Origin of the sequence: Streptomyces sp. ISL-11, assembly GCF_018614525.1 — a bacterium.
Lineage (GTDB): Bacteria > Actinomycetota > Actinomycetes > Streptomycetales > Streptomycetaceae > Streptomyces.
Genome location: NZ_JAGGOL010000017.1, coordinates 72390 through 97666, shown reverse-complemented (window position 1 = coordinate 97666; position 25277 = coordinate 72390). Strand labels below are relative to the sequence as shown.

Genomic DNA, 25277 nt, shown 5'->3' with positions numbered 1-25277 from the left:
ATGGCGTCAACCCGCCCGCACACCGTGCCGCCCGGACCGGCGCCCCGCCGCGTCCTGCGCACCGTCCTGGTCGCCGAGATCCTGTCGATGACAGGATCCCAGCTCAGCGCCATCGCCATGCCGTGGTTCGTCCTGGAGACCACCGGGTCGTCGGGTGCCATGGGGCGCGTCATGGCCGCGCAGATGATCGCGGTCGCCGTCTTCGGCGTCATGGGGGCATCCCTGGCCGGCCGGCTGGGACCACGCCGGGTGATGCTCGTCGCCGACTGCACCCGCGGCCCGCTGGTCGCCCTCGTACCGCTGCTGCACCACTTCGGTCTGCTGCCGCTGCCGGTGTTCATGCTGTTGCTGTTCGCGGTCGGCTCCTTCTACGCCCCCTACACCGCGAGCCAGCAGTCCCTGCTCCCGGCGCTCGTCGGCGACGACGAGGCACGGCTCAGCCGGGCGAACGCGATGCTCCAGGGCGCGACCCGCTTCACCGTGCTCCTGGGGCCGCCCGTCGCCGGACTGCTCATCGCCTGGCTCGGCGCCTCGGCGGTCCTGTCCCTGGACGCGGCCAGCTATCTGGTGTCGGCGTTCCTGCTCCGTCGCGGCCTGCCGCCCGGCGTCGCCCTGCCGGTCCGGGCCGCCCGTCACCGGCTGCGCGACGCCCTGCGGACCGTGCGGCGGGACCGGCTGCTGGGCAACTGGACGATCGCGCAGGTTCTCGGTGAGACGACGTGGCAGGCCCTGTTCGCCATGCTGCCCGTCCTGGCCCTGCTCCACTACGGCGGGTCGTCCGCGCTGGCCGGGCTGCTGCTCGGCGCGTTCGGCGGTGGCGCGCTGCTCGGCACCCTGCTGGTCGGCCGCGCCCTGCGGCGGCTCTCCGCCACCCGGCTGGCCACCTGCGGGCGGCTCGGCCAGACAGCGGCCTTCGCCGTGCTGCCGCTGCCGCTGGGGCCCGCCGGCCTGGCGGCCGTCCTCGCGGTGGCCGGCCTGCTCAACGGCCTGTCCAACGCCCCGATGGTCGCGGTCCGCACGAGCCGCATCCCGGTGGCGCTGCGCCCGGCCACCCTCACCGTGATCGCGGCGGCCGGGCTCACCGGCGGCACGCTGGGGCTGGTCGGCGCCGGGACGGCGGCGGAAACCCTCCCGGTGAGCACCGTCTTCACCGTCCTCGCGGCCCTCCAGGTCCTCGCCGGTGCCTTCTTCGTGGTGGGTGCGGTGCGAGGCCGCGACGCGCCCGCACCGGCAGCCGCGCCCGCGCCCGGCGCGAGCCCGCCCTGACCACCCCTCACACGTACCGGCATGTCTCCGCACTCCCAAGGAACCCCATGACCTCCGCAGAACAGCGCGGCTGCCCGCATCCCGCGGGCGCCGCCGGCCCCGTCCACGCGCTCGCACCGGACTTCGCCCAGGACCCCTTTCCGATACTCGACAAGCTCCGCACCGAGGGCCCCGTGCACCTCGTGCGGATGCCCAGCGGGGCCGAACGCTGGCTCATCACCCGCTACGACGACGTCCTGGCCGCGCTCGCCGACCCCCGGCTCAGCAACGAGCTCGCCCGCGGCCTCCAGCAGGCCCTGCCCCCCGAACCGCTGCCGCCCCGGTGGCAGGTCACCTTGCGCACCAGCCGGCTCCTGGGCCGCGCCATGGCCAATCTCGACCCGCCGGACCACGACCGGCTGCGCAAGCTCGTCGTCCGCGCCTTCAGCGCCAAGCGCGTCGAGGGCCTGCGGCACCGGATCCAGCGGGGCACGGACGAGTTGTTCGACGCCGTCGCCGGCCGCCCGCGGTTCGACCTCGTCGAGGCGGTCGCCAACCGCCTGCCCGTCACCGTGATCTGCGAGCTGCTGGGCGTGCCGGACGCCGACGCCGACCTCTTCCGCACCGCGGCGAGCGTCCTGGGCGGATTCCAGGCCGACGACGAGGCGGCCCTGCGCACGGTGGCCGCCCTGGACGCCTTCGACGCCTACGTCCGCGACCTCGTCACCGAACGCCGCGCGGCACCGGGACCGGACCTGCTCAGCGAGCTGGTCACGGCTCCCGCCGACGGCCACCCGCTGACCGACGACGAACTCGTCAGCATGGCCGGGCTGCTGCTGTTCGGCGGGTACGAGCCCTCGGCGCAGCTCATCGGCAACGCGCTGCTCGCCCTGCTCGAACACCCCCGTCAGCTCGCCGCGCTGCGCGCCGACCCGTCCCTGCTGCCCGACGCCGTCGAGGAGGCCATCCGCTACGACGGCCCGGTCAACCCCGGCCTGAGCCGCTACGCCCTGGAAGACGTCGAGATCGGCGGCACGACCATACCCAAGGGCTCGTACGTGATCGTCGGCGTCGCCGCCGCCAACCGCGACCCCGGCCACTGGACCGCCCCCGACCGCTTCGACATCACCCGGCACGCCACCGCCCGCCAGCTCGGCTTCGGCCACGGCCTGCACTACTGCGTCGGCGCGCGCCTGGCCGCGCTGGAGGTCGAAACGGTCCTCGCCACCGCCCTGCGCCGGTTCCCGACACTGCGCCTGGCCGTCCCCGCCGGCCAACTGCGCCGCCGCGAGGGCTCGGTGCGCGGCCTGCGCGAACTCCCCCTGAGAGTCGACTGACGGCCACCCCTCCGGGCCCGGCCGGCCTGGAGCCGGCCCGGGCCGCGGATGCCGGCGACCGCCGTGCGGTTCGACCGCTCGGACGCGGATGGGCGTCCGAGGGTGTCTCACGTGGCCCGCGCCGGCTTCGACGGCCGGGCGGCGGGCTGACGCGGAGACCCGGGCCGTCAGATGCGGTCGGCGGCGATGAGGAGGTAGTGGAAGCTGCCCTCCTTGTACGCGGTCAGGAACGGGTCCTCGACGCCGGTGGCGAGGGAGGACTGGGCGCGCAGCTCCCAGTACGGGATCGTGGCGGCCGTCAGGTCGACGACGTTGATGGGCACGAGACCGTTGGCGGCCATGGCCTTGAAGTAGGCGCTGCGGGGGTGGATGTTGCAGGTGTAGTGCTCGTCGATGCGGCTGACGGCCTTGGAGCGCAGGCCCGTGACGTCGTTGGAGCAGCCGGTGATGGTGACGTAGCGGCCGCCGCGGGCCAGCTGGCGGGCGTGCTCGGAGAAGAGTTCGAACAGGTCCACGTACATGGTGGACTCGTTGTTCCAGATTCCCTGGAAGGCGCCGGCGGGCAGGCCGGTGTCCAGCATGTTGCGGAAGTGGTAGCGGACCTTGTCGTCCACGCCGCGCTTACGGGCCTGGCCGTTGGCGAAGTCGACCTGCGACTGGGAGATGGAGAGGCCGTCGACCTGGCAGCCGAAGCGTGCGTTGGCCATGATGCTGGTGCCGCCCCGGCCGCAGCCGGCGTCCAGCAGCCGCTGGTCGGGGGCGATCGGGCCCAGGTGGTCGAGGAGGACGTCGGCCTGTGCCGACTCCAGCCGGTGCAGTTCCTCGATGATGCGCTCGTCCCGGGTCTCCTCGGGGCCCTCCAGGACGGAGGGGTCGTAGTCGCCGAGCCCGTAGTGATGGTGGTAGAGGCCGTCGACGTCGCCCAGACGGAGGTTGACCGGGTCCTTCTCGTTGTTCCAGTACTCCGCGACGGACTTCTGGTAGGCGGTGCGCAGGACGCCGGCGGGCGCGGCGGGGGCGGGCGTGGTCGTCATGGGGGTGCTCCTTACGGCGTGCGTGTGGGGTGTGTCGCGTGGGTCATGAGGTCGTGAGGTCGTGACACGAGGAGGAGAGGAAGAGGGAGAGGGAGGAAGGCGGTGGCGGGAGAGCGGATCACCGCGCAGGACGGGCAGCCGGGCAGGGCGCGCCTGCCCGCCACTCCGCGGTACGCGGCCTGCGCGATCGCGTGACCGCCCCCGTGCCTACGCGCCGTTGTAGCGCGGGCTCCCGCTGTGCCATTCGCGGTTGCCGCCGAGCCAGGCCCATGCCCCTGCGAGGAAACGGCGCAGCTGAGGTGAGCCCGTGAGGGCCAGGGCCGCCGCCTCCGTCTCGAAGCGGTGCACCAGCTCGTCGTGGATCGCCGCGCTCTGCTCGATCGCTTCGCGCGGGGAGCACCGCTCCTCTTCCGCGATCACGGTGGGCAGGTTGAATTCCACGCCCCCGGAGTCGTTTTCCTTGGTCATGGAGTACAGGTCGTTGACGAGTGTGCCGGCCGTGGCCGCCATCGTCACGGCGCGGCGTACTCGCGGGTCGCCGTACTCGGTGGCGGACAGCGCATATCCGCCGACCACGTCGGTCAGCGCGATGCAGGGGAGGAAGCTGTTGATCTGACGGTGCGCCAGATACTCGTGGACGCTGGGCATGTGGCCCCGGGACCGCCAGGAGCCTTCCTGGCCGTAGCCCACGAAGAGGACGGCGATCTCATGCCGCAGCCGGGCCGCCTGGGACGGCTCCGCGTACCGGCCGAGGTGTTCGAGGGCCGAGCGCAGGGCGACCCGGACGGGGTCGCCGCGCAGCTCCCTTTCCCCTGCGGGAGCGTAACGGGCCGGGAGGTGGGACGGGTCGATGGCCGCGTGGGCGAGCCCCAGTTGCGAACCGAGGAGTTCGGGCCTGGAGCCGACGGTCTCGTCGTCGCAGTAGTAGTCGTCCGTGGCCCATTCCGCCAGGGCGCACTTCCCCGCCGCCAGCAGGCGGTCGGGGTCGTCGGTGTCGGGGTGGGCCAGCATCATCAGGCGCCCGAAGTCGGCGGCACGGACGTGGTCGAGGCGTCCGGTGTAGATGCCGACCTCGTCGGCCCATGCCACCAGCCGGTCGTTGACCTCCCGGCCGAGTGCCGGGTCGTCCCGGAGGGCGGGCGGGCAGTAGAGCCGCGGGACACCGGAGCCGCGCTCCTCCTCCGCGGCGCCGGATGTGTCACCGGCCGGTCTCCCGGCCCGCTCCTCCCCCGCTTTCCCGGCCGCTTTGCGGGTGGCTTTCCCGGTGGCCTTCCCGGCCGTGATGCGGGCGGCGGAGGTGCCCAGCCCCGTCGGCCCGGTGAGCAGGGCGGCGCCCACCGGGCGGGGGGTGGTGCCGGGCAGGGTCGTCGGCGCGGAAGGGCGGATGCCCTGCTGGTGGGTGAGCAGCGTGGCCACGAGCCGCGCCATGTCGTGAGGGGCCGTGGGAGCGGTGATCCGGGACAGCAATGACACAGGTTCTTCTCTCCACTCCAGGAGCGTCGTGCCCGTCAGGACGGGGTGTGGAAGACCTCGGCGTTCTCGAGAACGCCGAGCGCGTCGGGAACGAGAACCGCTGCCGAATAGTAGGTACTCACCAGGTAGGAGATGTGAGCCTGTTCATTGATACCCATGAACCGCACGTTCAGGCCCGGCTCGTACTCGTCCGGGATACCGGTCTGCCGCAGACCGACCACCCCTTGCCCGGCCTCGCCCAGGCGCATGGCGAGGATGGCGGAGGTGCCCTCCTCCGAGACGGGGATCTTGCCGCAGGGCAGGATCGGCACGCCCCGCCAGGCGGGAACCGCGTGGCCGTCCACGTCGGCACTGCCGAAGGACAGACCTCGCTTGTTGCACTCGCGGGCGAGGGCGGAGACGGCCCGGGGGTGGGCGAAGAACGCCGTGGTCCCCCGGCGCATGCTCAGCAGCTCGTCCATGTCGTCGGGGGTGGGCGGCCCGGAGTGGGTGGAGATGCGCTGGCTGTGGTGGGCGTTGTGCAGCAGGCCGAACCCGGGGTTGTTGACGAGCTCCGCCTCCTGGCGCTCGCGCAGTGCCTCGATGGTCAGCCGCAGCTGCTCCTCGACCTGGTCCATCGGGTCGTTGTAGAGGTCGGCGACCCGGCTGTGCACCCGCAGGATCGTCTGGGCCACGCTCAGTTCGTACTCGCGGGGGGCGAGCTCGTAGTCGACGAAGGTGCCGGGGAGCGGCGGCTCGCCGGTGTGGCCGGAGGCGAGGGAGATGTTCGCCTCGCCCTTCCTGTTCTGCGGCCGTGCCTTCTCGGCCTGGCGCCGCCGGACGTGGGCCCGCAGCGCATCGTGGCGGCCCGCCACCTCCTCGTACGCGGCCCGGGGCAGGGCCAGTACGGTGCATGCCGTCATCGCGCGCGCCGTGAACTCCCACGTGCCCGGCTCCTCGGCCACCACCTGCGCGCCGAAGAACCCGCCGTCGGCCAGCACGCCGCGCCGGGTCTGCTCGCCGTAGTGTCCGGTGCCGGCCTTCTCCACCTTGCCGCGCGCGATCAGATAGACGTGGTCGACGGGCCGGCCCCGTTCGGCGATCACCTGGCCGGGTTCGTACTCCCGCTGCCGGCACCGCTCGGCCAGCGCCCGCAGCGCCTCGTCGTCGTGGAAGCCGCGCAGCAGCGGCAGTTCCCCCAGCTCCGCGGGGACGACCCTGACCGAGGTGCCTTCCTGGACGAAGGTGACCCGGCCGTCGCCGACCTCGTACACCAGGCGCCGGTTGACGCGGTACGTGCCACCCTTGACCTCCACCCAGGGCAGCATGCGCAGCAGCCACCGCGAGCTGATGCCCTGCATCTGCGGAACGGTCTTGGTGGTGGTCGCGAGGTTCCGCGCAGCGGCGATCCCCAGACTGAGCTGTGCCCGGCCTGCCTGCTGTTCGGGCTGCTCCGGCTGCTGCCGGTGCGCTGCGGTCGACATCGCGGTCCTTCCCTCTGGGCCCATGCGTCAAGAGGGAGCCCCCGAAATAGCCCGATCGGGCTACGAGGAGCTCCCGCCGCGCAAGTGAAGCAGCGCGTAATGATGTTGGTCGAGGCGGCCGAGAGGGCGCCGACGTATTTGCGCCACGGAACGGACGGGGGTCCGGGCGACCGCCCCGGGTTCCTGGGGCGCCTTGTGGTGATCAAGGCCGGAGATCATGTCCGCTATGCCGTGATGACCTGCATTTCGAGCAAGCCGGGGCAGGGGCACCGGCGACGGTCCCGGCCCAGCGAACCCCATGATCGAGTGGCCGATATGTGCCGTCAGGGACGGAGGGGCCCGAGGGCCCGCCCGGCCTGCCCGGGCCGCCGGCTGCCCGGAGCGCTCGCTCCGACGTCGGCCTCGATACTCTTCCCGAGGCCCGCAGACACCGGACCGGCCCTGGCCCCCTCGACACTCCCGGAGCCCCGTATGAAGATGCTCGTCAACACCCCCGAGTCCGTCGTCGACGACGCCCTGCGGGGCATGGCCGTCGCCCATCCCGAGCTGGCCGTCGATGTCGAACGGCGCGTCGTGATGCGGCGGGACGCCCCCGTGACGGGCAAGGTGGGGCTGGTGTCGGGTGGCGGGTCCGGGCATGAGCCGTTGCACGGGGGGTTCGTGGGGGCGGGGATGCTGGACGCGGCCTGCCCCGGGGAGGTGTTCACCTCGCCCGTGCCCGATCAGATGGTGCGGGCGGCCGCCGCCGTGGACAGCGGTGCGGGCGTGCTGTTCATCGTGAAGAACTACACCGGTGACGTGCTGAACTTCAACATGGCCGCCGAGCTGGCCGAGGACGAGGGCATCCAGGTCGCCAGCGTGCTCGTCAACGACGACGTCGCCGTGACCGACAGCCTGTACACGGCGGGCCGGCGCGGCACCGGTGCCACCCTGTTCGTGGAGAAGATCGCGGGTGCGCTGGCCGAGGAGGGCGCTCCGCTGGATCGGGTGGAGGCGGTCGCACGGCGGGTGAACGAGTCCTCGCGCAGCTTCGGCGTGGCGCTCGCCGCCTGTACGACGCCCGCCAAGGGCGGTCCCACCTTCGACCTACCGGCCGGTGAGCTGGAGCTGGGCGTGGGCATCCACGGCGAGCCCGGCCGGGAGCGGCGGGCGATGATGACGTCGGCCGGGATCGCGGACTACGCCGTGGACGCGGTCCTGGGCGATCTGCGTCCGAGCGGGCCGGTGCTGGCGCTGGTCAACGGCGCGGGGGCGACGCCGCTGCTGGAGCTGTACGGGTTCACCTCGGAGGTCCACCGGGTGCTGCGCGAGCGCGGGGTGACGGTCGCGCGGACGCTCGTCGGCAATTACGTCACCTCGCTCGACATGGCGGGAGCCTCGGTGACGCTGTGCCAGGTCGACGACGAGCTGCTGCGGCTGTGGGACGCGCCGGTGCAGACCGCCGGGCTCCGCTGGGGACGCTGACCGCCGGCCCGGCGCACCGCCCGGCATCCCTCGGCGTCACTCCTGGAGGACGATCCGTCCCAGTGGCGTGGTCGTGAGGGCGAAGCGGTCCGCGTGGATCAGTCTGCGGCTCACCGGGAGCGCCGTACCGCCCGCGGTCACCGTGCCGGTGGCCGTGGACCGGTCGGTGAGGTAGGTCTCGTACTCCTCGATGACGAGCCGGTGGCGGAAGAGCACGGGCAGTTGCGGGGGCGGCGGGGCGAGGTCGCCGGACCAGACGAACCCGGTGCCGCGCGGGGCGCAGGTGAGTTCGCCCACGGCGCCGGTGGTGACCCAGTCCAGGTCTCCGCCGCCCAGGGCGAGCCGCTGCACCGAGGCGACGACGTGACGGCTCGCCGCCATGCCCGGCTGTCCGGGGCCGACCCGCCGGCCGAGCGCGTTGAGGGCCACCGGCCCGCCGAGCTCGATGTGGAAGAGCCCGTCGGCCGTCATGGTGGCGTCGATCGTGCGGTCGGGCATCAGCTGGGCGAACTCCGCCGTGACGACCTTGGACAGGTGGAGCGGGGCGACGGAGTGCGGCTGGTAGCGGGCGAGGGCCAGCCGCAGGTAGGGGAAGTAGGCGGTCGCGGCGGTGTCGCCGAGGTCCACGTCGATGTCGCAGAACCACAGTCCCTGCCGTGCGTCGAACTCGGGCGCGTACGCCACGATCTTCGCCGCCGCGACCGTTCCGGCGACCGGCTCCGCCAGCACCACGTCGGCGACGGTGAGCCGGGCGCCGGGGAACATCTCCGCGGTCAGCCGGGGCAGTACGGTGGCGTCCGCCCATACGGGGTCGACGCCGCAGCGGGTGACGAGCTCGTCGGGCGGTCGCGGGTCGGTGACCCGGCCGGGGTCCAGGACGACCGCGAGGAGTTCGTCGTCGCCGGAGGAGAACCAGGGGCGCCGCAGGTACACCCGCAGGCCCGCGTGCCGGCGGGTCCGGGTGACGCGGTGCGCGGCGTGGTCGACGGACCGCTCCCAGCGGAATGTCGGCACCAGATGGCCCACGGCGGGCGGTTCGGGCCGGCGGGTGCTGGGAATGGGCCAGCCGCCGCCCGTCTCCCCCGTGCTGGGCGGCCCGGGCCGGGTGATCAGCTCGGGCCGGTCGGTGATCGTCGGGTGGAAGTACTCCCGGAACCGGGTCGTCGCGGTCGGGGTGTAGGTGACGTCGCGGTGCCGGGTGTCACGGAACTCGTGCCGGATGTCGAGCAGAGGGAGGTCGTCCCGGCCCCGCTCGACGGTGACCTCGCCGACGTGGGCGTGCCCGGTGACCCGCCGGGGCGCCGGCTCGGTGACGTCGTCCAGCCACTCCGTCCAGGTCGCGTCGATGTCGATCCGGCCGGTGCTGCGGGAGTGTGCCCGTACGCGCCCGGTGACATCGGTGAAGGTCTGCTCGGCCGTGCGCGGGAACCGCAGCTCGCCCAGCTTGGGCGCCTCCAGCGGCCGCTCCACGGCGTGCACCAGGGTGAGTTCGGTCCATGGGGTGAGCATCCAGTTCTCGCCGTCGGCGGACGCCGCCGTCAGCTCGGCCCGCTTCTCCGGCGGCAGTCCGGTCGCCGGGTCGTTCCAGAGCGGGGAGCCGGTGAGCAGGCCCCAGTTGCGGAAGAGGTCGAGGTCGTCCGCGTGGACGCGGCAGCTCAGCCTGACCGTCGCGAACTCGGCCTTGGGCAGGAAGACGGTGAGTTCGCGGCTGAGCGGCCCGCCCCACCGCGGCCGGCCCTCCCCCTCGACGGTCTTCAGCCGGAGCGGTGTGGCCTGGGGCCAGGGGCCGGGGAAGTCGAAGGTCTCGTTCGGGTCCGCGCCCGGCAGTCCACGCAGCGAGAGTCCGCGGGCGAGGACGTCGGGCAGGTAGGGCAGCAGCAACTGGTCGGCGGTGTGGATGACGTACTCGCCGGGCTTGAGGCCGTTGCCGCGCGGCACGGGCAGTTCGGTGAGCGGTTCGGTGTCGTGGACGTTGTGCTTGGCCACGCGGATCTGCCGGGCCGCCTTGAGGTCGTGGCTGAGCTGCGGGTTCTCCGCGAGGCGTACGACCGTGTCGAGATAGCTGCCGTCCTCGCGCGCCGCGTCCGCGAAGAATCTGCGGCGCACTCTGTCCGGTTTTCCGGGCCCGAAGACGGCGTCGTACACGCCGTGCTGTTCGGCCATCTGGAGCGCGGACTTCGGCGGTGAGACGTGCCGCTCGTCGTAGGGCCGGTAGCGCCGGTCGAGCCCGTCGACGGGTGAGCGGCTCTCGTGGTCGGGGGTGTCGCGGTTGCGTTCCCGGGCCCATTCGTCCGGTGTCATCGGGCGGCCCTGGTCGTCGACGGTGGAGCGGATGACCATCCGGGGCTCCGACTCGCCTTCCAGGAACGGCCATTTCGGTACGAGCACGGGAGGTGGTACCGGCTCCCAGCGCCCGTACGTCACCGGGGGCGTCGCCCTGCCCTCGGGGGTGTCCGCGGCGGGGCCCGGGCTGTTGCCGGCGAGGTCGACGAGGCGGGCGCGCAGCCGGTACGTGCGCCCGTAGCGCAAGGCGGGAAGCGTGCCGGGCGTCGGCCGGAAGTCGGCGTCCAGGGGGAACTCCGCCGAGACCTCGGGGTCGGGCACCCGCGGCCGGTTGTCGGCGCCGATCGTCCGGCCGGGCGGCGGGGCGGCCAGCGACCAGCCGTGCCAGCCGAACAGCGCCTGGTGGACGTACAGCACATCGTCGGGCGCGGCCTTGTCGTGCGTGACCGTGCTCGCCTTGACGTGGCCCTCGTCGGGGCCGGCGGTGAGCGGTACGGGCGGCTGCCCGGGGCGTCTGATGGCGTAGGTGCCGGTGCGGGCGCACAGCGGGTGCCAGGCGGTCACCCGGCCCGTCGCGTCGTCGACCGTGCCGACGTCGACGCGGTAGCCGCGGATCAGGTGGGAGGCGTCCAGCACGGCCGCGGGGCGCGCGGAGCCGTCGGGGCCGACGCCGGCCACGTGCCGGGCGTCGTCCTCCATCTGCTGGGCGAGGGCGCCGTCGTGGGCTTCGTGGAGCACGGTCAGGCCGGCGCCGTGCAGGGCCGGCAGGGCGGTGTGGTCCGGTGCGACGGAGCCCGCCGGGTCGGTGAGCGCGGCCAGCGCCTGCTCGATGACGCGGGCGAACTCGACATACTTCATCGCCGCACCGTCCACGTCGAGGTCGGTGACGCGCACGTCCGGGCCGGCCAGGCCCAGCATCCGGCGGCCGTGGGGTCCGTCGTCGTCCGCGTACGGCTCGAAGCGGCGGCCGGCGACGTGGCGCAGGACCGTCCAGGGGCGCAGGGCCTCGTCGAGGTTGAGGTGGGCCTGGGCGGCGGTGAAGGTCACGCGTGCCTGCCACTGGTCGGCCAGGCCCGGCGGCGGGGTGACCAGCAGGTCGGCCGCCAAGCCGAAGCGGCGCAGCAGTTCGGGGTAGTCGGCGAGCAGGGAGCAGGCCGTGTGGAAGTCGAGGTCGGGTCGTGCGGGCGGCGGCGGCTCGGCGGCGCCGGGGGTCGCGGGGGCCGGCGGGCGGTCGTAGAAGCGGTACAGCTCGGCGAAGTACAGCATGGGGCCGCCGGTGCGGTACGGCTCCTCGTTCCGCCGCATGTGCCGGGGGCGGAAGAGGTCCGCGGACGGTTCGGCGGTCGCCGAGCCGTCGCCGGTGCCGCCGGTGAGGAGCCGGTCGAGGAGGGGGTAGGCCTTCTCGACGGCACGGGCGAGGGTGCGGATGGGGCCGGTGAGGGGGGTGAGGAGGTCGTCCAGGTCGGGGTGGTCCCAGCGGGGCGTCACGGCCGTCGTCCGGGCGCTGTCGGCGCGGTCCCCTTCGCCGCCGGGGAAGGCGCGGTCGCGGGCGGTGGTGGTGACGGCGGTCTCGTAGAGGGCGCCGATCTGCTGGTGGACGGCCTGGCCGGGGAAGGAGCGCAGGACGGGCGGTGCGCCGCGGGTCAGGACGCCCGCGGTGAGGGACGTCGGGTCGTGCACCTTGGTGTCCGGCGGGAAGAGCGCCTTCCACACGGTGATGTCGGGAGGCGGATAGCGGTCCGGCTGCGGCGTGGTGGGCACCGTGGTCCTCATGCCGGTGGGCGAGAGGAACTCCACCTGGAGGGCCGGGAGGTAGCGGCCCAGGGTCACGGGCCACTCGCGGAAGCCGGCGAAGGCGTCGAGCCGGTTCGCCCCGGTCAGGCGGGGGCTGACCAGGACGGTCAGCCTGAGCCGGCCGTCGGCGGTCACCCCGTCGGGCAGTACGGTCCAGCGGATCGCCTCGGGCATGGCTCAGCTCACTTCCGCGAAAGCGGTGCAGTATTCGTCGACGGGATCGCGCCGGGCGCCGGTGACGGGGTCGGTGTAGGGCGCCATCATCTCGGCGAAGGTGGGCGGGCGGACGCCGTCCGCGGCCGGGCCGGCGAGCGGGGCCGAAAGGGTGGAGCCGGATCCCAGGAACCGCTTCTCGCATTCGATCGTGACCGACTGCGACCAGAAGCCGATGTGGATGCTGATGGTGAGCCTGGCCTTGCCGAAGACGGTGCGACTGCCGATGTCGTAGGTCAGTTCGAGGTAGAGCTCGATGGAGGCGGAGACGATGCCGAGGACGTCGACCTCGCCGCGGGCCCGCAGGTAGCCGGTGAGGCGGGACTCGCCGGTGTCGATCTCCAGCCGGAAATAGATGCCGGCCATGACCGACAGGCTCCCGGAGGCGACCCCGAAGTTCATCGACAGGGCGGCCCCGAACTCCAGCGCCGCCTCCAGGACGGCCACGCGCTGCGGGGTCAGCACGATCCCGAAGAAGCCGCCGCCGCCGAGCATGGAGACGGTCAGCCGGAAGGGCGCCTGCCGGGTGCAGAAGGAGAAGCGGACCTCCATGGCGCGGCCGACGAAGGGCAGGTCGAGCGCGGCGTCCAGGCGGAGGTTCTCCAGGCTGAACACGCCGATCGCGAGGTTCGGCAGGGGCAGCCCGTAGGAGGCGGTGATGCCGCTGCCGGTGACCTGGATGCCGGGCGGGTCGCTGAATCCGTCGATGGGGATGAGCCGGCGCAGCGTCTCGACGAAGCTCAGCGGGCCGGTGAACCGTACGCCCTTGAAGACGACGTCGACATCCAGCTTCTTGCCGGCGCGGGCGGTGAAGCGGATGCGCTCGAATTCGAGCTCCATCGCCTCGAAGCCGGGCACCAGGACGAGCTTGAACTTCTCCAGGGTGCAGGTGATGTCGGCGCCGGCGGACAGGTCGGAGCGCAGCGATCCGCGCAGGTCGACGACGAGGGAGAGGCGGCCCAGGCGCGGGTCGGGGACGAACACCGGTGTGTCGCCGGGTCCCCATGCCTGGATCTCGGGGTTCCATTCCATCCGGGCGTTGACCGTCTCGGGCAGCTTGGCGCCCTTGGCGGCCCGTTCGACGGCCTGCCGGAGCGCGAGGGCCTCGCCGGCTCCCGCGGTCCAGGTCGCGACCTGCTGCTCGACGCGTACGAGCAGCGCGCGTACGCCCGCGTCGGCGTCCGGCGGGAGGGCGTTCAGGAGGCTCGTGAGGGCCGCCGCGAAGGCGTCGAAGGCGTGGTCGACGTCGCCCATGGTCAGCGGGCCGGGCTCGTTGGCGAGCCCCTGGGCCAGGAACGCGGCGACGGTCTCGACGAGGGTCCGCGCGGTGTCCACGACCCGGCGGGCGGCGGGCGGATAGCGGTCGGCCTCGCGCTCGATCTGCTCGCGGACGCGGCGCAGGTCGGAGAGGAAACCGGTGACGGCGGTGATGGTCTCGGTGAAGATGGTCGGGACCTTCAGGGGCTGGTCCAGCCGGGCCGCCTTGATCAGCTCGGTCAGCGGCACGATGCCCAGCAGGTTGGCGCCCAGGGCCCGGAAGAAGTCCTTGGGGTCGAAGAGCCCGCTCGCGACCTTCTCCAGCTCCTCGGCGCCCTTGGCCGCGACCGGTCCCGTCGCCCGGGAGAGGGCCGCGACGTCGAAGCTGGGGGCCACCAGTCCGCCGGAGCGGTCGCTGTGTCCCCCGAAGTCCATCGACAGCGGGTTCTGCGGGAGCAGGCCGAGGAAGATCTCACCCGCGTTCGCGGTGCGGGCGCCTTCGGTCACCTTGCTGAAGCCGGACAGGGCATAGCGCTTGGCGTAGCCGACGGCGACGGTGGCGTCGGCACCGCTGCCGCCGAGCCTGCTGACGGCGGGCACGCCGACATTCGCCCAGCGGACCTGAGGGAGGAACAGGGCCTCGCCCGGGTTCGGCTTCGCCGGGTCCTGCTGGGCCAGGCCCGGGGGCGCCGCCACGCCCCACACCAGGTGCGCCACGTCGACGCTGGTGTCGCCCGGTTTGCCGGCGGGGGCGAGCGCGACGGACTGTCCGAGCAGGGCGGCGCTGGCCTCGACGGGCGGCTCCGGTGCCCCCTCGGAGACCGCCCGGGCGGGCAGGGGGGCGAGGCGGTTGTACTTCTTCACGATCTCGGCGAGCCCGGTTCCGGAGCCGCGGTTCTCGGTGAGGAAGAGCAGCGGCGTGCGGAACTCGACGATCCGTCCCTCGTGGTCGACGGCGGTGGCCTTGAACCGGAAGGGCGTCTCGGTCGCCGTGGCGGGGATGAACTCGCAGTCGTCGGGGTGGTCCGGCTGGTTGGTCAGGTTGGGTGTCACCAACGTGTCGAGGCGGACGGTGGTGAAGGGGAACAGCATGTTCGTCAGATCGCTGGTGGGGTCGGCGGGGTCGGCCGGCAGGACGCGGGCCGGGTCGTAGGTCCGGACCGGCCGGCGGACCACGATGTAGAGCCGCTTGAGGAGGAAGGCGGCGCGCGGGTCGGTGAACTTCCGCTCGGTGACCTGGACCAGGTCCGCCCGGTGCCCGAAGGGGCACAGGAAACCGGAGAACATCACGCGGACGTAGTGGTCGCGGCCCATCGCCGCGCGGTGCCGCCACTCGGAGAGGGTGACGCCCGCGGGCCGGACGGGCCAGCTGCCGAGGCTGTCCAGCCAGCCGCCGACGGCCGACAGCATGAGGTTGTCCACCGTGACCGGCGACGGTTCGAAGGGCTCGCCGGCGGGCGTGCGCAGGCCCTCGCCGGAGGTCAGGTCGACGATCGCCGTACGGAAAGCGGGAGCGAGCGAGGCGGGGAAGGGCGGTTCGCCGGAGGCGGGGTCGCGGTCCCGGTTCCACACGGCGCGGACGGCGGTGGCGTCCGACCTGGTGTGCCAGAGCTCGACGCGCTCGTCCGGCGGTGGCTCGGGGAGTGCGTCGTCGCGGTGGTTCCAGCGTGCCTTCTGGGAGGGGGACAGCGAGAGGCGGTAGGGCAGTTCGATGCCGGTGCGGGGGTGGGCGGGGTCGGCCAGCGGGTCCTGGGGGCCGCCGCGGACGGCGTCGGCGGCGGTGCCCGGCGGACCCGCCTCGATCACCGCGCCGGCCGCCTCGGCGGCGGCCAGCGTGGTCTCCAGGCCGTAGCGGGCGGTCAGTTCGGCGGTGGTGCGGAGCAGCCGCAGCAGGGCGGAGGCCCGGGCGTAGGCGTCCGCGCCGTCGGAGTCCTGCGTGCCGGGCGGGCCGGGCAGCCGGATGACGGCGGGAGCGGGCGGGGCCGGCTCGCGGGCGGCGTCCACAACGCGCAGGGGGAGCCGGCGCATGGCGCCGAGCAGCCCGCTCTCGTCGTAGGGGATCGAGTCCTGTGCGCCCACCTCGAAGACCAGCACACTTCTGCCGCTGATCAGGGACTCGACCGGGAGGTCCCGTGGTTCGGTCGGCCGTACCTCGTCGAAGGCGCGCTCCAGGACGTGCTGCGGTCCGAAGGTGACGACCAGCAGGCCGTCCGCCGCCGGGTCCGCCCGGACCAGTCGTCTGGGCAGCGGGCCGTCGGTGAGTCTCAGGCCGAGGAAAACGAAGGTGAGATCGAGCAGATCGGTGCTCCGCAGTACGCGGACCGGTGTGGGTGTGCTCATGTCGCGCCCCCCGCGTGGTGTCACTCCCCACCTACCCCGAACGGAGCACCGCCAGTTAACCCGAACGGGTCATACCGCTCCGCGCGAGCGGGTACGCGGTGCACCACGGGTGGACCGCCCGTAGACCAGGGGAACGTGCCCCGCGGTGTGGCACCGGCGAGAGCGGAGATGGCAATGCCGGACAAGGACTCCGAGGGTCTGAACGAGTGGGGGCGCCACGAGTCGCTGGAGGAGCGGGCCGACCGGCGGTGGGGCGAACTGCTGCAGGAGCTCCGGGTCGCGCAGACGGGCGTGCAGATCCTGCTCGGCTTCCTGCTGACCGTGGTCTTCACTCCGCGTTTCGCCGCGCTGCCGGACACCGACAAGGACATCTACGTCATCACGGTGGTGCTGGGCGCCGCGACGACCGCGGCCCTCATCGGCCCGGTGTCGCTCCACCGTCTCCTGACCGGGCACCGGCTCAAGCCGCAGACCGTGGCCTGGGCGTCGGCCCTGACGCTGCTCGGGCTGCTCCTGCTGCTGAGCACGCTGATGGCGGCGATGCTGCTGGTGCTGCGGGTCGCGCTGGGCGGCTCCGCCGTGACGTACGTCGTCGCCGGGCTGGGCGGCTGGTTCGTCCTGTGCTGGTTCGCGCTGCCGGTGTGGGCGCTCGTCCGCGTCCGTCGAGGCTGAACGGGCGGGCGCCGGGCCGCCCCGGACGTGGTCCGGGGCGGGCCCCGGGGTCAGCGCCCGAGGGCGCGCTTGAGCTGGTCCTTGTTCATCGACGAGCGGCCTTCGACGTTGCGGCGCTGGGCCTCCGAGTAGAGCTGGTCGTAGGTGGGTCCCTTGGACCCGGTGTGGGAGCGCTGTCCGCCGCGTTCGGAGGAGGACATGTCCTGGGTGGAGGTCTTGCTCGCGGTGCGCGACTCACCCGAGCGCGCCCGCTCCTTGTTCACCGTGCGGGCCGCGATCTCCTTGGCACGCTTGTCGCTCGCGCCGCGCTCCTCGGCGCTCTCCTTGATGTGCTCGTACTGTCGCTCCCGTTTGGGGCTGGAGCCTCGGGGCATCGTTGTCGGTCCTTGTCTGTCGTGTCGGCCTCGTCCGTCGTGGCGGCCGGCCGCTCAGCGCTTGAACTTCTCCTTGGCCTTCGTCACGGCCTCGTCGGCCTTGCCCTGCACCTTCTCGGCGCGGCCCTCGGCCTCCGTGCGCTTGTCGCCGGCGGCCCGGCCGGCGGTTTCCTTGAGCTTTCCCTTGACCTGCTTGGCCTTGCCCTTCGCCATGACGTGTGTCCTCTCTTCGTGGGGTCAGTCGTGCCGTCTCTCGTGGAGTCGGTCGTGTCGTCACGCATCCGCCGTCGCGCTGCGCGGAATAAGTCATTCCGGAACCCACCCTGCGACCGGCGCCCAGGGCCCGCAACCGCACGTCAGCCCTGGCCGCGCACCTCCTCGGCCACGCTCTTGTCCAGTGCCGCCCGCACGAGCGCGGCCGCGAACGCGGCCGTCTCCTCGCCCTTCACCAGCCGGGCCAGGGCGCCGGGCTCCGTGGGCAGGCCGAGCCGCCCGGCTCCCTGGAGCGCCTTCGCGTCGAGGCAGGGCCGCAGGTCCGGCCAGACGCCCTGGGCCTCCCGCAGGAAGATGTCGGCTCCGGCAGGACCGATCCCCGGCACCTGCCGCAGTTCCTCGCGCAGCCGGTCGCGGTCGCCGTCCGCCGCGCCGCGCATCCGCCGCAGGTCACCGCCGTACCGCTCGCGCACCAGCTCGGCACCGTCGCCGAGCTGGGTGGCCGTGCGCTCGTCGTAGCGCCGGTAGCCGCCCTCGCCGAGCGCGTCCACCCGCTGCTGCCAGGTGGCCTCCGCCATCCGCCGCGGGTCGCGCAGGCCGGCCGCGAAGAGGGCGCGGGCCGCGGCGACGGCGACCGAGGCGCGGATGCGGGCACTGAGCAGGGTCGCCAGGACCAGGAGCTGGTAGAGGGGCTGCGGGGTGTCGCGCAGCCGGATGCCGGCCTCCTCGGCGTACGTCCGTCCGTGCGCGCGCAGCAGCGCCCGCACCGTCTCCCGTTCTTCCCGGTTCACCGTTCGCCCGCCTCCCGGGAGAGGTCCCTCTCCATCCTGCCGAAGGGGCTGCCGTCCAGGTCCGCCAGGAGCGCGGCGGGATCCCGGTAGACGGCGACGGCACCGGCCGCCTCCAGCTCCGCCTGCCCGATGCCGCCGGAGAGCAGGGCGACGCAGCCGACGCCGGCCCGGCCGGCCGCCTGGACGTCCCAGACGGTGTCCCCGACGAACAGCGCGCGCTCCGGCGGCACCCCGGCCTGCTCCAGGGCCTGCCGTACGGGGTCGGGGGCGGGCTTGCTGGAGCCGACGTCGTCGGCGCTGGTGGCGTCGCGGATGGCGTCGTCGGCGTCGATCGCCCGGCGCAGCGCGGTGAGTTCGGTACCCTTGGCCGAGGTGGCCAGGACGATCCGCCAGTCGCGGCCGGCGAGGGCGCGCAGCAGGTCGGCGGCTCCGTCGAGGGCGGTGAGGCGGTCGAACCAGGTGGCGTAGAGCGTCGAGTGGGCCGCGCTGATCTCCTCGTCCCGCTCCCGGTCGCGGTCCTCGCCCAGCAGCCGCTCGATCAGCCGCTCCGATCCCATGCCCACGGTGTGGTGGACGTCCGTCATCGCGACCCGGTGGCCGGCCTGATGGAATGCTTCCCACCAGGTCACGGCGTGCAGGTAGTTGGTGTCGACCAGGGTGCCGTCCACGTCGAAGACGGCGGCGCGCGGGGCGGCCGCGCCGGGCGGACCGTCGTGGGCGGTCATCACAGCTCGCGCAGCGCCGGCAGGAGTTCGCGGGACGCCCAGTCCAGGAAGGGTGCCTGCTGGTCCCCGCCGATCTGGACGAGGGCGACCTCGGTGAATCCGGCGTCGGTGAACGCCCGTACCGCCTCGACGAAGTCGTCCGTCTTGGCGCCGCAGGGGATGGCCTCGGCGATCTCGTCCTTGGTGACGGACTCGGTCGCCGACCGGAAGGCGCCGTCGTGCGGCAGTTCGGAGTTGACCGGCCAGCCCAGTCCGGACCAGCGGAACTGGTCGTGGGCCCGGTCGAGTGCCGCGTCGCGGTCGGGGTCGTAGGAGACGGGCAGCTGGCCGACGCGGGGCTTGCCCGCGCCGCCGTGCCGGTCGAACGCCTCCAGCAGTTCCCTGCGGGGCTCGGTGGCGATCACCAGGTCGGCGTGGTGCCCGGCGATCCGGCAGGAGACGTCGCCGGAGACGGCGATGCCGATGGGCGGGGCCTGGTCGGGCAGGTCCCACAGCTTGGCGTGCTCGACGTCGTAGTGCGTGCCGTGGTGGGTGAGGGTCCGCCCCTCGAAGAGGGCCCGGATGATGCCCACGGCCTCTTCGAGCTTCTCCAGCCGGACGGCGGCGGAGGGCCATCCCCCGCCGACCACGTGCTCGTTGAGGTTCTCGCCCGAGCCGAGCCCCAGGCGGAAGCGGCCCTCGGACAGCAGCTGGACGGTGGCGGCCTGCTGGGCGACCACGGCCGGGTGGTAGCGGGTGGTCGGGCAGGTGACGAACGTCATCAGCGGGATCCGCGAGGTGGCCTGCGCGGCCGCGCCCAGCACGGCCCACGCGTTCGGGGCGTGCCCCTGGGACGCCAGCCACGGGAAGTAGTGGTCGGAGATCACGGAGAAGTCGAAGCCCGCTTCCTCCGCGCCCACCACGTGCTCGACCAGGTCCCGGGGGGCCGCCTGTTCGGTCATCATCGTGTAGCCGATTTGCACCATAACGCCCGGGTTCCCTGCCTTGCCGCGCGGAAACCCGCGGTTTCACGAGAGGCGGCGTTCACGAGAGGCGGCGTTCACGGGAAGGCACTCCAGGAGGGAGCGCCCTCAGAAGCGGCAGATCCCGCCGATCCCCACCGCCGGCGCGTCGGGGGTGTCGTGGTCCAGCACCCGTACGTCCGCGCCGGTCAGGAGCGCGGACCGGACGGCGACGTCGGCCAGCGGGGCGCTCACCACCGGGCCGCTGCCGTTCGGCACGTGGTCCTCAAGGCGTTCGTACACCTCGGTGGGCGCCTCGCCGAACCAGGCCATGCGGGAATCCCGCGGGTCGTCGGTGACGATGAGCGTCCCCATCCGCCCCGCGGCCAGCGCGCCGACCGTCTCGCGCACCCCTTCCACGGCGGTGCCGCCCGGAGCGCGCTCCTCCACCAGGCGCCGCAGCAGCTCGGTGGTCCGCTCGCGGCCGAACCGCGCCGCCTCGGCCGCCACCTGGGCCGCGCGTTCGGCGTCCGAGCCGTCCTCGGTCCGGCTCCCGCTGACCTGGCCGGTCCGCACGTCCTTCTGCACCCGCGTCGGCAGGTGCTTGGTCAGGTACTGGCGGGCGCGCACGTCGCCCGCCAGCAGGAGCAGGTGCGCGGATACCTCGCCCAGGGCCTCCCCCACGGCCTCGGCGGCCACGGCCGCGTTGTGCTCCCAGGAGTCCTCGGCCCGGTGCTGGAAGCGCATCTGGGGCTGTCCCGGGCTCCGGACGATCTCGTCGTCCGGGCCGTCCACCGTGCGCTTCACGGGCTCGGTGGAGCCCTCCGCGTATAGCTGGAGGTCGGCTCCGGCGCGGTCCACGACGGCGACCACGCGCGCGGGGTGGTCCTGGCGCCACTCCAGCAGCGGCAGCAGGTGCGGCAACGGCCCCTTCATGGCCAGGTCGCCACCGTCGCGCCGCACGCCGGACAGTTCGACCGCGTGCCGGACCTTGCCGGCCGACGCGAACACCGCCAGGACCCCGGTGCCCGGAAGCGACTCCAGGACCCGCTCCGTCAGCGCGTCCAGCGTGGCCCGGTCGGCTCCCTCCTCCGCCAGCCGCCCGGCCAGACCCCGCCACCGGGACTCGGCCGCCTGCACCTGCTGGGGACGCACTTCTCGCTCGAAGTACACCGATACGAAGGGGCCGGGCGCGGTCAGCAGGTCGCGCAGGGTGCCGGTGTCGGTCTCAGTGGCAGTGGTCATGGGGTTCTCCTTCGACGGGACGGCGCTGTTCCCTCGGGCGCCGCTCCCACCGGGCCCACGGGTGGACGGCCGCCCCTTCCAGGTGACCAGACGCGGCGGCATCGTGCCATCGGTGGAGCCGCCGGGCGCGCGGGGCCGAGCCGGGCCACACTGGAGGGACGACCGGTCTGGAGGAGCTGCGGTGGGAGAGACCCGGACGAGCGGGGCGGGCGAGGGCTACGACGCGCGGCCCTTCGTCCCGGAGAAGGCCGGCCTGGCGCGTCTGCGGGAGGCCGCGGAAGGCTGTCAGGGCTGTCCGCTGTACCGGGAGGCCACCCAGACGGTCTTCGGCGCGGGCGAGACCTCGGCGCGCCTGGTGTTCGTGGGCGAGCAGCCGGGCGACCAGGAGGACCGGCAGGGGCAGCCCTTCGTCGGTCCCGCGGGCGGCGTGCTGCGCCGGGCCATCGAGGAGGCCGGGATCGATCCGGCGTGGGCGTACGTCACCAACGCCGTCAAGCACTTCAAGTTCGAGCAGGCGGCCCGGGGCAAGCGCCGCATCCACAAGGCGCCCGGCCTGCGCGAGATCAGCGCGTGCAAGCCGTGGCTGGTGGCCGAGCTGCGGCTGATCGACCCGGAGGTCGTGGTGGCGCTCGGCGCCAGCGCCGGCAAGTCCCTGCTCGGCTCGTCGTTCCGGGTGACCGAGCAGCGCGGCGTGGCGCTGCCGATGCCGGCCCTGGACGGCGGCGGCCCCGGCGCCGGCACGCTGGTGGCGACCATCCACCCCTCCGCCGTCCTGCGCTCCGACAGCGCCGCCCGGGAGGCCGCCTACACGGGTCTGGTCGCGGACCTGCGGGTGGCGGCGGAGCTGCTGGACTGAGGCACCGCCCCAAGCGCCAGACGGTCTGAAAGCGGCTGAGCCCAGCGAAATCAAGCCCGTCCGGCAATTGAGGACGCGCCCGCAGGGCGCCCGCCGCCGCAGGCGGCAAAGACGGCCCGCAGCCGAGGACCCACCGGACACCGCCTAGAAGTCGTCGGGCTCAGCACCGTGCCACACCGTCGTCACGTTGCAGAACTCGCGAATACCGTGACCGGACAGCTCGCGCCCGTAGCCGGAACGCTTGACGCCGCCGAAGGGCAGGGCGGGGTGGGAGGCGGTCATGCCGTTGAAGAAGACACCGCCGGCCTCGATGTCGCGGACGAAGCGCTCCTGTTCGCCCTCGTCGCGGGTCCAGACGTTGGAACTGAGCCCGAAGGGCGTGTCGTTGGCGATCTCCAGGGCCTCGTCGATGTCGCGCGCCCGGTAGAGGGTGGCGACCGGGCCGAAGGTCTCCTCGCGGTGGACGCGCATCTGCGGGGTGATGCCGGCCAGGACGGTCGGCTCGTAGAAGAACCCCTGCGGCTGCTTCTCGGGCCGCCGCCCGCCGCACAGGGCCCGTGCCCCCAGGCGTACGGCGTCGTCGACGAGCTCCTCCAGGTCGGCGCGGCCCCGCTCGCTGGCCAGCGGGCCGACGTCGGTGGACCCGTCCATCGGATCGCCGACGGTCAGCTCCGCCATCCGGGCCGCGAACCGCTCGCTGAACGCGTCGTAGACGTCGGTGTGCACGATGAACCGCTTGGCGGCGATGCAGGACTGGCCGTTGTTCTGCACCCGCGCGGTCACGGCGGTGCGCACCGCGCGGTCGAGGTCGGCGGAGGGCATCACGACATAGGGGTCGCTGCCGCCCAGCTCCAGGACGGTCTTCTTGATCTCGTCGCCGGCGATGGCGGCGACCGAGCGGCCCGCGGGCTCGCTGCCGGTGAGGGTGGCGGCGGCGACGCGGGGGTCGCGGAGGATGCCCTCGACGGCGCGGGAGCCGACGAGCAGGGCCTGGAAGCAGCCGTCGGGGTATCCGGTCCGGCGGAAGAGGTCCTCCAGGTACAGCGCGGTCTGGGGCACGTTCGAGGCGTGCTTGAGCAGGCCGACGTTGCCCGCCATCAGGGCGGGCGCGGCGAAGCGGACGACCTGCCAGAGCGGGAAGTTCCACGGCATCACGGCGAGGACCACGCCGAGGGGACGGTAGTGGACCCGGGCGTGCGCGGCGCCGGAGTCCCGCACCTCGGTGTCGGAGGGCTGCTCGTCGGCCAGCAGGATCTCGGCGTGCCCGGCGTACCAGCGCATCGCCTTCGCGCATTTGGCCGCCTCGGCGCGGGCGGCGGCCAGGGGCTTGCCCATCTCGGTCGTCATGGTGCGGGCCACGGCGTCCTGGTCCTCCTCCAGGAGGTCCGCGGCGCGGCCCATCAGACGCGCCCGTTCGGGGAAGTCCGTGGTCCGGTACCTCCGGAACGCCGAGGCCGCGACGGCCAGGCGCCGCTCGATCTCCTCGGCCCCCATCTCGGGGAACGTCTTGAGCGTCTCGCCGGTCGCCGGGTTCACCGTCGCGATGGGCACGGGTGTCCTCCTCGAACTCGATGCCTCGACCTTGCAGCGCCCGGCCCGGCGGCGCAAGACGTACCGGGTGCCCCCGGGTCAGCGCGGCGGGCTCTCCTGCACGTCGTCCGGGGCGCGCGCCGGACCGGCCGGACCGGCGGCGTCCGGGCCCCGTCCGGGACGCGGGACGCGCGGCCGGCCCGCGGGTCCGGGCCGGGACGGCAGCGCGCGGGCCCGGTACAGCCAGGTCACGGCCAGCGCCGACGCCAGCCCGAAGAACAGGCAGGTGAGCCAGGGCAGCCAGGGTCTGCGGGTGCGGTCGGCGAGGTCCATGGCCCAGCCGACGACGGCGTTCCCGCCGGCCGCCGTGGTCCCCGAGAGCACGTAGAACAGTCCGAAGTACGTGCCGGTCAGCCGCTCGCGCCCGAACCTCGGGATGAGTTCCATGACCGAGGGGTAGGCGACCATGCCGCCGAAGTACAGCAGCAGCGAGCCGGTGGTCATGACCAGCAGCCGGGGCACCACCTCGTGGCTCTCCGGCGGCTCGGCGCCGCAGACCAGCAGGGGCGGTACGAAGCCGAGCCCCATCAGCGCGATACCGGCGGCCACCCAGCGGGCACCGCCGCCGCGCCGCTCCAGCGTCCTGGTGATGCGGAACTGGAAGAGCAGGGTCGCCACCGCGCCGGAGGCCAGCAGCAGTCCCGCCGAGCCGCCCCAGCCCGACGCCTGCCGCGCTCCGTCGGGCAGCAGCACGTAGAGCTGGTTCTCCAGGATGAACAGGCTGGCGGTGGCGGAGCAGAAGCAGACGAAACGGCGGTTGCCGAGAACCTCGCGCCAGCCCCTGAGCACCGTCTCGCGGACGGCGGCGACCCTGCGCGGCGGCAGTGCCAGCGCCTGGGCGACGGTCAGGGCGGTGAAGACGCCGGTCGTCACGAGCGCGGCGACGCGGAAGTCCGTCAGGAGCAACAGGCCGCCCAGCAGCAGGCCGACCAGGGAGCCGCTGGTGGAGAAGACGTTGAGCAGGGCGAACACCTCGGTCTTGCGCTCCCCGGCCTCCTGGGCGACATAGGTGCGGACGGCGGGATAGAACAGCGCCCCCGCCAGGCCGCAGAGGACGGAGGCGCCGAGCAGCAGCGGCCGGCAGTATCCGAAGGCGAGGAGGGCGAACGCGACGGTGCGCAGGGCGCATCCGGCGATGATGACGGTACGGGCGCCGACACGGTCGGAAGCGGTGCCGCCGAGCACGAACAGGCCCTGCTGGCTGAGGTTGCGCACGCTGAGTACGAGCCCGACCAGGGCCGCCGACAGTCCGAGATCCTCCTTCAAATAGGCCGCCAGAAAGGGAATCAGGAGATAGAAACCAATGTCCACCCCAAACTGATTGATGAATAGCAATCGCAATGCGAGAGGAGACTCGCGGACCGCCCGAAGAGTTCTCATGCGCGTCCCTGCGTTCGGCCCGAGCGGGACGGGTGTTCACCGCCGCGTGGGCGCAGGACGCCCGGAGGCGATGACGGTGCGCGTCGCGAGGACGGCGGCCGGGGCGGCAGCCTGGGAATTCGACCCGTTCACGGGCCGGGGACGCCCCGGAGGCGACGGCTCGTCAGCTCGCTGTGGGCGGACGGTATTCGGTCGCGCCCGCTGATGTGCACGAGCGGCCGATCATATGCTTTCACGGTCCATCGTCAGCGCCCCCCGACTGCGCTCGGCAGGATCTCGGCAGACACTTTAGCAAAGCGGATCGCTCGCCCGATAGGGCGCGGAAGAATATGTCACCCGCAAGTCCGGGGCGCCCGTGTGCCCGCCGGGGCAACGCCCGTTCACCTTCCCTCGGACCGGTGAATCCGAGAGCGGAAACCATGGGCCGAATCCATTCCTCACATCGTCCGCGCGGCGAAGACGCAAAGGCGCCGGCACGCGGGCCGGCGGCACGCGCCCGTAGGCGAACCGTCCGCCGCCCGGATCGTTACACGTCCCGAAGGGCCGCCCACGGTGGTGTGGGCGGCGGGGCCGCCGCGGCGTGCCCG

At 73.3% G+C, this 25277-nt stretch carries 18 protein-coding genes; 5 read left to right on the top strand and 13 right to left on the bottom strand.

Translation table 11 applies throughout. The annotated features are described in order from the left end of the window. Both J7E86_RS04950 and J7E86_RS04945 read left to right on the top strand, forming a co-directional pair. A complete protein-coding gene (locus J7E86_RS04950; protein WP_215080125.1) occupies positions 1 to 1266 on the top strand; it encodes an MFS transporter in 1266 nt (421 codons plus the stop codon). Positions 1267 to 1313: 47 nt separating this feature from the next. Then, positions 1314 to 2582 carry a cytochrome P450 gene (locus tag J7E86_RS04945; RefSeq protein ID WP_251018661.1) on the top strand — a complete coding sequence of 423 codons (1269 nt, stop codon included), beginning with the start codon at positions 1314 to 1316 and terminating at the stop codon, positions 2580 to 2582. A 167-nt stretch (positions 2583 to 2749) separates the two neighbouring features. Here J7E86_RS04945 and J7E86_RS04940 read toward each other — a convergent pair whose 3' ends face one another. The 3 genes from J7E86_RS04940 to J7E86_RS04930 form a co-directional block, all read right to left on the bottom strand. After that, positions 2750 to 3616, bottom strand: a complete 867-nt coding sequence (locus J7E86_RS04940; RefSeq protein WP_215080123.1) for a geranyl diphosphate 2-C-methyltransferase — start codon at positions 3614 to 3616, stop codon at positions 2750 to 2752. Positions 3617 to 3823: 207 nt separating this feature from the next. Further along, positions 3824 to 5089 (bottom strand): family 2 encapsulin nanocompartment cargo protein terpene cyclase, encoded by a 1266-nt coding sequence (locus J7E86_RS04935; protein ID WP_308312473.1) that lies wholly within the window; start codon positions 5087 to 5089, stop codon positions 3824 to 3826. A 35-nt stretch (positions 5090 to 5124) separates the two neighbouring features. Beyond that, positions 5125 to 6552, bottom strand: a complete 1428-nt coding sequence (locus J7E86_RS04930; protein ID WP_215080121.1) for a family 2B encapsulin nanocompartment shell protein — start codon at positions 6550 to 6552, stop codon at positions 5125 to 5127. Positions 6553 to 7023: 471 nt separating this feature from the next. On the opposite strand from J7E86_RS04930, the gene dhaK reads away from it, so the two are divergent. After that, positions 7024 to 8016 (top strand): dihydroxyacetone kinase subunit DhaK, encoded by a 993-nt coding sequence (dhaK, locus tag J7E86_RS04925; protein WP_215080119.1) that lies wholly within the window; start codon positions 7024 to 7026, stop codon positions 8014 to 8016. Positions 8017 to 8052: 36 nt separating this feature from the next. Here the strand turns inward: dhaK and J7E86_RS04920 are convergent, their stop codons facing one another. After that, positions 8053 to 12267 (bottom strand): hypothetical protein, encoded by a 4215-nt coding sequence (locus tag J7E86_RS04920; RefSeq protein ID WP_215080117.1) that lies wholly within the window; start codon positions 12265 to 12267, stop codon positions 8053 to 8055. A gap of 3 nt (positions 12268 to 12270) precedes the next feature. Beyond that, entirely contained in the window at positions 12271 to 15903 is a 3633-nt protein-coding gene (locus J7E86_RS04915; protein ID WP_215080115.1) for a hypothetical protein, read from the bottom strand. 168 nt (positions 15904 to 16071) lie between these two features. Here J7E86_RS04915 and J7E86_RS04910 point away from each other — a divergent pair, with 168 nt between their 5' ends. After that, a complete protein-coding gene (locus J7E86_RS04910; RefSeq protein WP_215080113.1) occupies positions 16072 to 16575 on the top strand; it encodes a DUF6328 family protein in 504 nt (167 codons plus the stop codon). Between the two features lie 50 nt (positions 16576 to 16625). Here J7E86_RS04910 and J7E86_RS04905 read toward each other — a convergent pair whose 3' ends face one another. The 6 genes from J7E86_RS04905 to J7E86_RS04880 all read right to left on the bottom strand — a co-directional run bounded on the left by J7E86_RS04905 (position 16626) and on the right by J7E86_RS04880 (position 20864). Next, positions 16626 to 16949 (bottom strand): plasmid stabilization protein, encoded by a 324-nt coding sequence (locus tag J7E86_RS04905; RefSeq protein WP_215080111.1) that lies wholly within the window; start codon positions 16947 to 16949, stop codon positions 16626 to 16628. 54 nt (positions 16950 to 17003) lie between these two features. Further along, positions 17004 to 17162 (bottom strand): CsbD family protein, encoded by a 159-nt coding sequence (locus J7E86_RS04900; protein WP_215080109.1) that lies wholly within the window; start codon positions 17160 to 17162, stop codon positions 17004 to 17006. 143 nt (positions 17163 to 17305) lie between these two features. After that, positions 17306 to 17953, bottom strand: coding sequence for an endonuclease (locus J7E86_RS04895; protein ID WP_215080107.1), 648 nt, complete (start codon positions 17951 to 17953; stop codon positions 17306 to 17308). Continuing rightward, a complete protein-coding gene (locus tag J7E86_RS04890; protein ID WP_215080105.1) occupies positions 17950 to 18678 on the bottom strand; it encodes an HAD family hydrolase in 729 nt (242 codons plus the stop codon). The genes J7E86_RS04895 and J7E86_RS04890 overlap by 4 nt, the downstream gene beginning before the upstream one ends. Next, the gene (locus J7E86_RS04885; protein ID WP_215080103.1) at positions 18678 to 19643 is read right to left on the bottom strand and encodes a TIGR03557 family F420-dependent LLM class oxidoreductase; all 966 of its coding nucleotides are present in this window, start codon (positions 19641 to 19643) and stop codon (positions 18678 to 18680) included. Before J7E86_RS04885 ends, J7E86_RS04890 begins: the two co-directional genes overlap by 1 nt. A 105-nt stretch (positions 19644 to 19748) precedes the next feature. After that, positions 19749 to 20864 carry a hypothetical protein gene (locus tag J7E86_RS04880; RefSeq protein WP_215080101.1) on the bottom strand — a complete coding sequence of 372 codons (1116 nt, stop codon included), beginning with the start codon at positions 20862 to 20864 and terminating at the stop codon, positions 19749 to 19751. Positions 20865 to 21045: 181 nt separating this feature from the next. Here J7E86_RS04880 and J7E86_RS04875 point away from each other — a divergent pair, with 181 nt between their 5' ends. Continuing rightward, positions 21046 to 21720 (top strand): UdgX family uracil-DNA binding protein, encoded by a 675-nt coding sequence (locus J7E86_RS04875; RefSeq protein WP_308312472.1) that lies wholly within the window; start codon positions 21046 to 21048, stop codon positions 21718 to 21720. Positions 21721 to 21864: 144 nt separating this feature from the next. On the opposite strand, the gene J7E86_RS04870 is transcribed toward J7E86_RS04875, so the two are convergent. Together J7E86_RS04870 and J7E86_RS04865 are read right to left on the bottom strand one after the other, a co-directional pair. Continuing rightward, a complete protein-coding gene (locus tag J7E86_RS04870) occupies positions 21865 to 23271 on the bottom strand; it encodes an NADP-dependent succinic semialdehyde dehydrogenase (protein ID WP_215080099.1) in 1407 nt (468 codons plus the stop codon). A 78-nt stretch (positions 23272 to 23349) separates the two neighbouring features. Beyond that, entirely contained in the window at positions 23350 to 24690 is a 1341-nt protein-coding gene (locus J7E86_RS04865) for an MFS transporter (RefSeq protein WP_215080097.1), read from the bottom strand. Positions 24691 to 25277: the final 587 nt, after the last annotated feature.